Genomic DNA, 1833 nt, shown 5'->3' on the forward strand with positions numbered 1-1833 from the left:
GCCCGCCGTGCTCATCGGCCACGGCTTCGGCGGCAGCAAGAACGACGTGCGGGCCGAGGCCGAGAAGCTGGCCGCCGACGGGTACGCCGTCCTCACCTGGTCCGCGCGGGGGTTCGGGAAGACCACCGGGGAGATCACGCTCAACGCGCCCGACGCGGAGGTCAAGGACGTCTCCGGGCTCATCGACTGGCTCGCCGGCCGGCCCGAGGTCCTGCTCGACGCGAAGGGGGACCCGCGCGTCGGCGTCACCGGGTCCTCGTACGGCGGGGCCGTGTCGCTGCTGGCCGCCGGGTACGACCGGCGGGTCGACGCCGTCGCTCCGGTGATCAGCTACTGGAACCTCGCCGACGCCCTGTTCCCCGACGGGGTGTTCAAGAAGCTGTGGGCCGGGATCTTCGTCACGACCGGCGGCGGCTGCCAGAAGTTCGAGAAGCGGCTCTGCGAGATGTACGAGCGGGTCGCGGTCGCCGGGAAGCCGGACGCCGCCGCGCGGGCCCTGCTGACGGAACGTTCCCCCGTCGCCGTGGCCGACCGCATCGACGTCCCCGCGCTCATCGTCCAGGGCCAGAGCGACTCCCTCTTCCCGCTCGACCAGGCCGACGCCATGGCGAAGGCCATCCGCGGCAACGGCGCCCCCGTCTCCGTCGACTGGATCTCCGGCGGCCACGACGGCGGCGACGCCGAGGGCGACCGCGTCCAGCACCGGATCGGCCAGTGGTTCGACCGCTACCTGAAGGACGACGAGGGCGCCGACACCGGGCCCGCCTTCCGCGTCACCCGCACCGGAGGCGTCGACTCCACCGACGGGGCCGCCCTCAAGCGCGGCGCGGACGGGACCACGTACCCCGGGCTGACGAGCGGCGGGGAGGAGATCGCGCTCGAAGGGCGGCGGACGCAGATGTTCCGCAACCCCGCCGGGGCCAGCCCGCCCTCCGTCTCCGCCCTTCCCGGCATCGGCGGCGGCCTCTCCCAGCTCTCCTCGGTCGGCGTCGGACTCTCCCTCGACTTCCCCGGGCAGTACGCACGCTACGACTCCGCCCCGCTGAAGAAGGCCGTGCGCGTCACCGGCTCGCCCACCGTCCGGGTGACCGTCAAGGCCGACCAGGGCGACGCCGTCCTCTTCGGCAAGGTGTACGACGTCTCCCCGGACGGCAAGCAGCAGGTCCTGCCGGCCCAGCTCGTCACCCCCCACCGGATCACGCCGAAGCAGCAGGGCGCCCCCGTCGAACTGGCCCTGCCCGCCGTCGACCACGAGATCGCGGCCGGGCACCGGCTCCGCCTCGTCCTGTCCGCGACCGACCTCGGCTACGCGTCGCCGGCCGAGCCCGCCACGTACACCGTCACCCTCGACGGACCGCTCACCGTCCCCACCGCACCCGCCGTGAAGACCGCCGCGGCCTCGCTGCCCTGGTGGACCTGGGTACTTCCGGCCGCCGGGCTGCTCGTCGCCGCCGTCCTGCTGCTCACCGCGCGCAGGCGCTCCACGGCCCCCGCGCCCGACCCGGACCTCGCCGACGTACCGCTGCGGATCACCGGCCTGGCCAAGAAGTACGCCGGCGCCACCGACCGGTACGCCGTCCGTGACCTCGGCTTCCAGGTGGAGAAGGGCCAGGTGCTGGGCCTGCTCGGGCCGAACGGTGCCGGCAAGACCACCACCCTGCGGATGCTGATGGGGCTCATCACCCCCGACGCCGGTGAGATCCGCGTCTTCGGGCACGCGATCCGCCCCGGCGCGCCCGTGCTGTCACGGGTCGGCTCCTTCGTCGAGGGCGCCGGATTCCTGCCGCACCTGTCCGGCCGCGCCAACCTGGAGCTGTACTGGCAGGCCACGGG

At 73.9% G+C, this 1833-nt stretch carries 1 protein-coding gene; it reads left to right on the plus strand.

Features of this window, described 5'->3' with window-relative positions; genetic code table 11:
* A partial coding sequence (locus tag IH13_RS37650) for an alpha/beta fold hydrolase (RefSeq protein ID WP_031085182.1) occupies positions 1-1833 on the plus strand: 1833 nt, incomplete at both ends.

The sequence above is a fragment of the Streptomyces sp. NRRL WC-3549 genome, from assembly GCF_000721935.1.
Classification (GTDB): Bacteria; Actinomycetota; Actinomycetes; order Streptomycetales; family Streptomycetaceae; genus Streptomyces.